The 7,030-nt window shown below is 37.6% G+C and carries 10 protein-coding genes; 8 read left to right on the top strand and 2 right to left on the bottom strand.

Annotated features, from left to right (window positions below):
* Positions 1-7 precede the first annotated feature (7 nt).
* From ACFE6N_RS16850 to ACFE6N_RS16840, 3 genes are all read left to right on the top strand, one after another.
* On the top strand, positions 8-91 hold the full coding sequence (locus tag ACFE6N_RS16850; protein ID WP_378938317.1) for an IS3 family transposase: 84 nt from the start codon (positions 8-10) through the stop codon (positions 89-91).
* Between the two features lie 101 nt (positions 92-192).
* A complete protein-coding gene (locus ACFE6N_RS16845) occupies positions 193-438 on the top strand; it encodes a hypothetical protein (protein ID WP_378938312.1) in 246 nt (81 codons plus the stop codon).
* Between the two features lie 118 nt (positions 439-556).
* Entirely contained in the window at positions 557-829 is a 273-nt protein-coding gene (locus tag ACFE6N_RS16840; protein ID WP_378938310.1) for a hypothetical protein, read from the top strand.
* Between the two features lie 370 nt (positions 830-1,199).
* Here ACFE6N_RS16840 and ACFE6N_RS16835 read toward each other — a convergent pair whose 3' ends face one another.
* Positions 1,200-1,562: a hypothetical protein gene (locus ACFE6N_RS16835; RefSeq protein ID WP_378938308.1), complete on the bottom strand. Its 363-nt coding sequence runs from the start codon at positions 1,560-1,562 to the stop codon at positions 1,200-1,202.
* A 160-nt stretch (positions 1,563-1,722) separates the two neighbouring features.
* Between ACFE6N_RS16835 and ACFE6N_RS16830 the strand changes: the two genes are divergently transcribed.
* Complete coding sequence (locus tag ACFE6N_RS16830; protein ID WP_378938305.1) at positions 1,723-3,066, top strand: deoxyguanosinetriphosphate triphosphohydrolase; 1,344 nt, start codon at positions 1,723-1,725, stop codon at positions 3,064-3,066.
* A 139-nt stretch (positions 3,067-3,205) separates the two neighbouring features.
* Here the strand turns inward: ACFE6N_RS16830 and ACFE6N_RS16825 are convergent, their stop codons facing one another.
* Positions 3,206-3,817, bottom strand: a complete 612-nt coding sequence (locus ACFE6N_RS16825) for a hypothetical protein (protein ID WP_378938303.1) — start codon at positions 3,815-3,817, stop codon at positions 3,206-3,208.
* A gap of 169 nt (positions 3,818-3,986) precedes the next feature.
* On the opposite strand from ACFE6N_RS16825, the gene ACFE6N_RS16820 reads away from it, so the two are divergent.
* From ACFE6N_RS16820 to ACFE6N_RS16805, 4 genes are all read left to right on the top strand, one after another.
* Positions 3,987-5,243 (top strand): prephenate dehydrogenase/arogenate dehydrogenase family protein, encoded by a 1,257-nt coding sequence (locus ACFE6N_RS16820; RefSeq protein ID WP_378938301.1) that lies wholly within the window; start codon positions 3,987-3,989, stop codon positions 5,241-5,243.
* 54 nt (positions 5,244-5,297) lie between these two features.
* Complete coding sequence (locus ACFE6N_RS16815; RefSeq protein WP_378938299.1) at positions 5,298-5,645, top strand: hypothetical protein; 348 nt, start codon at positions 5,298-5,300, stop codon at positions 5,643-5,645.
* A gap of 130 nt (positions 5,646-5,775) precedes the next feature.
* Positions 5,776-6,609, top strand: coding sequence for a sulfite exporter TauE/SafE family protein (locus ACFE6N_RS16810; RefSeq protein ID WP_145857029.1), 834 nt, complete (start codon positions 5,776-5,778; stop codon positions 6,607-6,609).
* On the top strand, positions 6,609-7,004 hold the full coding sequence (locus ACFE6N_RS16805; RefSeq protein ID WP_378938297.1) for a DUF1634 domain-containing protein: 396 nt from the start codon (positions 6,609-6,611) through the stop codon (positions 7,002-7,004). Before ACFE6N_RS16810 ends, ACFE6N_RS16805 begins: the two co-directional genes overlap by 1 nt.
* The last annotated feature ends 26 nt before the right edge of the window (positions 7,005-7,030 follow it).

The raw sequence follows: 7,030 nt of genomic DNA, 5'->3' as shown, positions 1-7,030 counted from the left end.
AGAATATATAACCTACTACAACAACGATAGGATCAAACTCAACCTAAACGGAATGAGCCCGATAAAATACCGGGCTCATCATATTAATTAATTTTTAACTTTGTCCAACTTTTCGGGTTCAGTTCAAATCGGGGCCTTTTTTTGTATAGCTCAGTTTCAAAAACAAAACCTGAGCCGGCTGGTTATATTGATATGATAAGTAATGATAAAGAACAAAAGGCATCATCTGTTGAAGGGCAGGATTTTGCTGATCCTAAAGAAGAAGGGAAAGATAAACCTTCTTCACATGGCGAAGTAGCTAATCAACAAGGCAGTGATTTCTCTGACCTGGAAGAAAGCAGGATGGAAAATCCGCCACAGCACCGTGATGAAAATGGTTCAACTAAAGATGACGTGGATAGTAGCACAAAGATAGACCAAAGTAAAGGCGTAAATTAATTGGTCGGTTAACAGGATAGCATCTGGCGAAACGCTGATCATACATAATTACATCGAGGTTAAACTTTTTTCCTTAATCTGTTGTTCTTATAGGGAGTATCTACCAAAATAAATCACCATGGAAAATAATGATAATAAAAATAGCGATTCTAACGAAGACATTAATCGTGATGATCAGATAGATTGGGATAACGGAGAAGCTACGTACGGACATAAGAGAGCTGATTTTAAACGTAAGGATGAACCGGAGGCTTCCCGTTTGCCATCAACTGTAAATGATACTTCCCAAAATATTAATGAAAGTTTGAATAATTCAAATTTAAGCCAGGGTGAAGATATAGGAAGCAGGAATAAGAATGATGATAAGGGGTTGAGAGGTGAGGACTTATGATTTATTATAAAGAGATTATCCCCACAGAATAATCCCTTTATAATGCTTATGCATTTTCCGGTAGATGCAAATTATTTAGGATTCGACAACTGTAATACGCTAATTAAGCAGCGAATGCCCTTAAATATTTAGTCAATGATTTTGTTTAATTTTTGTCGCGAATCCTACAACAATGCAAATCTCGAAAACTAAAAATCAATTCACAAAAAATATGGTTTTAATACATTGATATATGTCAATTTTTTCCTCAGTTGTACTTTGAATAACGTATTCGTTGATGTGATAGTGTGCCGTTACAGGTTTGGCCTATAATTGTTATTTATATCATAAAGGCGCTTTTTTTGGAGATTGGCAAACCTATAATATTTCCTTAAATGCCCGTATTTAATGCATGGTTTTCATCTTCTTCATTAATATCAGCATTCGATTTAAAATCTTCAGAAGAACTTCCGGTATGACTTTCCGCACTTTTTAACGTAGGATTTTTATCCGTGCTGTTGAAGGCGTCGTCACTAAGTGAATCTTTACCCTGTGTGCCAGAGTTGTCTCTGCCGTCTTTTGCTAAAGGATTTCCTTTAATCAACTCATCGGGCTCTTTTCCATAACTGGTTACTACATCAGTATCATTACCCTCTTCAAAAGCTTTTTGCACATCTGATTTTTCTGATTCTTCATCACCTGATCCTACATAGCCCTCAATATGTTCTTTTTTGTTATATATGCTTGTTTTCATGTTGTATCGTTTTATCAATAAACAGGTAGGAATTCAAATAGTTTGAATCAGGATAAATCAAGAACAGTAAGTTTGTTGATAAATTTTACCTCAAGCTTTATGCTTTACCATTTTCTCGTTTTGTTTAACTTGCGCCAAATTTTAAAGGCCAACGGGATAAATGGAGTGGAAATATTTACTTTCGAATAAAAGATACGGACAAGAGCAATATGGTGCCAGCACAGATCGGGCGCGTTCAGATTTTCAGCGTGACTACGACCGGTTGATTTTTTCGTCTCCATTTAGAAGGCTTCAGAATAAAACCCAGGTTTTTCCATTGCCTGGAAGTGTTTTTGTGCACAATCGTTTAACACATAGTTTAGAAGTGGCGAGTGTAGCCCGTTCCATGGCCAATATATTCTTAAAAAGTGTAGAAGAACGCCAGTCACAACTTATTAAAGAAGTTCCTTTAATTAATGAAGTTGGCAATATTGTTGCCGCCGCCGCGCTGGCACATGATTTGGGCAACCCGGCATTTGGACATTCGGGCGAAGCAGCTATTTCGCGTTATTTTACTGATGGAGATGGTAAAGTTTACCAGAACGAAATGAGCGAATCGCAATGGCACGATTTAATTAATTTCGAAGGAAATGCCAATGCCATTCGTATACTCACCCATCCACTAAAGGGAAAGGGAAATGATGCTTATGCGCTCACCTATTCTACTTTGGCTTCTATAGCCAAATATCCATGCGCTTCCATTGCAGGTAAACAGAAAGGCCTGCTGCATCGCAAAAAATACGGTTTCTTCCAATCAGAAGAGGAAAGTTTTAGAAAGATTGCTGCCGAACTTCACCTGGCACAAGAAGATAATGAGTACCTTATCTACAAACGCCATCCTTTGGTTTACTTGGTAGAAGCTGCAGATGATATCTGTTACAGCATTATCGATCTGGAAGATGCGCACCGCCTTAAGATACTTTCTTACGAAGAGGTGAAGGCTTACCTTCTGCCTTTTGCCAATTCAACAACAATTGAAGAACGCTTAAAAAACGATTATGAAGATGATGATGCCAAAATTGGTCTGCTTCGCGCTAAAGCCATTAACACTTTAACAAATCAATGCGCGGCCATATTTTTTAGAGAGCAGGAAAAACTATTAAAGGGTGAGCTTAACCATAGCTTAACCGATTTACTTCCTGAACCGTATATCGCTGCCTGGAAAGCTGTTGAAAAGATTTCTGTGGAGCGTATATACAATTTCTCATCTGTTATACAGAAAGAGGTAGCAGGTTATAAAATTATGGCCGGTTTATTAGAAGAGTTTGTTCCTGCACTTATTCATAACAATACACATTATTATAAAAAACTGGTTAAACTCATTCCAAAGCAATATCACACCGATCTGACCGATATTTATTCTATAATACAGAGTGTGCTGGACTTTGTTTCTGGCATGACAGACTTGTATGCGGTAGATTTATACAGGAATATCAAGGGTATATCTTTTCCTTCAGAAACGTAGTTATTTTAACTTAATAATGATCCGGTTTTCAAATCATTATTTTTTATCTGTGGTGTCAGATGTTACCATCTGACACTAATTTAAATCTTCTTAGTATGGTTCCGAAAATAAAAAATCCAGATTGATTTGTGGCTAGCGTTTATCTTCCTCTACCTTCGTCCCATTTATTTCTTTCATCCTGTAGTTCACGGGCCAGTTTCATTTCTTTATCTTTTGCCTTTACCTTATGCGCCTGAAATTCATCGGCCACTTCCTGGTAAAGTTCAGTCCTGTATTTAGCTTCATGCCTTAATTTGCCAGATTGGAAAATAACAAAAGCCAAACCAATGCCCAGCACGATAATAATCGTCCAAACAATGGTATTATAAGTGCCCTTATTAAAGGAAATTCCTAAAAATTTAATTTCGTTAACAGATGCATTGGCAGTAGCAAGCGAACTTTCTTTTCCGGTAACCTCTCCTTTTAAACTCGAAATATTGTCGGCTTGTGCCTTAATTTGCTGCCTGGCTTCCTGCAGTTGTTTGCGTTCCTTTTTCAATGTGTCGTTAACACTTTTCCATAAAGCGGATAATCGGCTTGGATTGATCAGTCTGGCACCATACAAACTTTTAGATTTTTTCAACATAAACTGATACTGGCCGTTTAAAGATGGATCAGTGTTTTTAGTGGTATCAGGAGCGGTTTGGGCAAATGCAACGTTTAAAAATAGCATCGCGCTTAAAAACAATAAGGTTAGTTTAATTTTCTGCATAGTTTAAATATAGGTATTAGTGTGTAAAACTGCATTTTATCTAATTTGTGTTTAATAAAATTGTTTCGGGTTTTGGCAAATCGATAAAATTATTTTGGTTTAACATTCTAAATAACAATTTTATTTAAGTTTTATTATAAAATTGTTTACGATAGGTTAAATTTGTTTCATGCAAATAGGAATTATTGGGATGGGCGATATGGGCAAATTGTACGCTTTGTCGTTTGTAAATGCAGGTTATAAGGTATGTGGGGCAGATATGCCTTTACGTTTTACGGAGTTAAAAAATGAGCTTGAGTCTAAAGGAGTAGAGGTTTTAACCGATGGCCATGAAGTGGCGCGTAAATCTGATTTTATTATTTACTGCGTTGAAGCCGAGAAAATTGATGAAGTGGTGGCTACTTTTGCACGCTCAACCAAATATGGAGCAATTGTTTCAGGCCAAACCTCAGTAAAACATCCTGAAATTGCTGCTTTTGAAAAACACCTTCCGATAGATACCCAGATTGTAACCTGCCATTCTTTGCATGGTCCGGCTTTTAGTCCTGAAGGGCAAACGCTTGTAGTGGTTCGTCACCGGGCTACCGACGAGATTTATTCACAGGCATTGGAAGTTTACCAATCTTTAAAATCGAACATTATTGAAATGGACGATTACCGCGAGCACGACCGCATTGTGGCCGATACGCAAGCGGTTACGCACATGGGTTTTGAGAGCATGGGTTCTGCCTGGAAAAATGCCGGCTTTTTCCCCTGGGATAATCCTGCTTATGCAGGTGGAATCGATAATGTAAAGATTTTAACCACGCTAAGGATTTTTAGTTATAAATCACACATCTACGCAGGTCTGGCTATCCTAAATCCCTACGCGCAAAAACAGGTTAAATATTATGCCCAGGCAGAGTCTGAACTGTTTAAGCTGATGATCTGTGAAAATGAAACGGAGTTTAGAGAGAAAATTTACGCGGCCCGCGATTTCGTTTTTCATGAGAGCCGCTCACTTTTATTGCTGGATGATAACATCATGAAAGAGTTTAGCCTATCTGATGCGGACCATAAACAGAAACCCAATTCGCATCTTAGTTTATTGAGTATGGTATACGCCTGGTATAAAATGGGGGTAAATCCTTACGATAACCTGATCTGCCAAACACCTCCCTTTAAATTGAGGCTGGGTATTGCCGAATACCTTTTTAAAAACGAAGTCATGTTGGAAGAGTCGATCAACACGGCATTATATGATAAATCAATCCGTGGGGACGATCTGGAATTCCATACTGCGGTGCATGAATGGGCATCCATTATCGGTTATGGCGACTTAAAGGGGTATAAAGAACATTTCGAAGCAGCCAAATCATTTTTTGCCAACCGGCTGAATGATGGCAGGGATTTAAGTGCGGAAATGATTAAAAGGCTTGGGAAATGATGTAAGATGTGTAATGTAAAATGGATGATGGTTTAAAGTTTATGAGGAAAACAGATGAGTGATAAGCTTAAAGCAGCCATAACGCTCGTTGTTATAGCAATCCTGGTACTTTTAGGTTTATTTATGATAAACAGATCTTCAAAGAAAGATCATCAAGAGCGTATTAATTTTGTTAAGGGTAGATATGATTATGGAAAGGGATTGATTGTAAGGATTAAACATTATAAAGGGCATTCCATTAAAGTAAAATATCAGGTAAATCATATTGATTATTCATTTGATGGAAGCTGGGATATCAATCCGAAGGGTTTACAGGTAGGCGATTCCATAAAAATCAAATATGCTGTTACTAAACCTCAATTTATTTTAACAGAACTCGAAAGTGCATATGATGAGCTGTGATGTATATCCATTTTATTATTCTTCATCCATTTTTCCCTCATCCATTTTACCTATTCCATATAACATATAGACTTTATTTTATTCCCAATATCCTTCGTTTACCCAAAAACAGTACATTATATTTGCCTGCATGTCGGTATTGCTGTTTACCATTATCGTTTTATTAGGCGCTTTTTTAGCTGGATTATTGGGCTCGCTAACCGGTTTAGGCGGTGGGGTTATCATTATTCCCTTACTTACACTGGCTTTAGGTGTTGATATCCATTATGCTATTGGTGCATCCATTGTTTCGGTTATCGCTACTTCTTCAGGCTCGGCTGCTGCTTATGTAAAAGAAGGCATCACGAATATCCGTATCGGGATGTTTTTAGAAATTGCCACTACTATAGGTGCTATTTGCGGTGCAATTGTAGCCGTTTACCTCAATGCAAATTATATTGCTATCCTATTTGGTTGTATTTTAATCTTTTCGGCAATTATGACTTTAAAGAAAAAAGTAGATCATACTATTTCGGAAAATACAGATAAATGGGCCAGGTTTTTTAAACTCAACGGCTCTTACCCTGATAAAGGTATAAACCAGCCATACGCAGTGAAAAATGTACCGGGAGGTTTTTTAATGATGCTTTTTGCCGGAACCTTATCTGGTTTGCTGGGTATTGGGAGTGGAGCCCTAAAGGTAATTGCAATGGATAATATTATGCGTTTGCCCTTTAAGGTATCAACAACAACCAGTAATTTTATGATGGGTGTTACAGCAGCAGCCAGTGCTGTAGTTTATCTGCACCGTGGCCAGATTGATCCTGGTATTGCCATGCCCGTTTGCATTGGTGTTTTAACAGGGGCAACCGTGGGCTCGAAAGTATTGGTAAAGGCCAAAACCGATAAACTTAAAATTGTGTTTGCCATTGTTGTTGCTTTTTTGGCATTGCAGATGATTTATAAAGGAATAAGTGGATTATAATGGATGCAGGAAAAAAAGAAAATCTGAACGATAAGGATATTCAGTTAATTCTTGGAACACTTTTACGTGCAGGCGTAATCATTTCGATGTCAATTGTATTAATCGGCGGTGCTATTTTCCTCATCCACAACAAAGGAGCCATTACCAATTATAAAGTTTTTACGCCAGAACTCAGCAAGTTTTCTTCCATTACGGGCATATTTAGGGGAGTAGCCAGTTTTCAGGGCGATGCTATTGTACAGTTTGGCATACTGATGCTTATTTTTACGCCGATTGCACGAATCGTATTCGCAATTTTTAGCTTTTTGATTGAGCGCGATTACTTATATGTGCTGATAGGATTTATTATTTTGGCTATTATAACCATTAGCCTAAACGGCGGAATTGCGCATTAATTTTTCAGATATTAAAAGTAAACAAT

The sequence above is a fragment of the Pedobacter sp. BG31 genome (assembly GCF_042464845.1).
Lineage (GTDB): Bacteria > Bacteroidota > Bacteroidia > Sphingobacteriales > Sphingobacteriaceae > Pedobacter > Pedobacter suwonensis.
The sequence above is the reverse complement of the archived record's forward strand: the minus strand, read 5'-3'. Positions and strand labels throughout refer to the sequence as shown.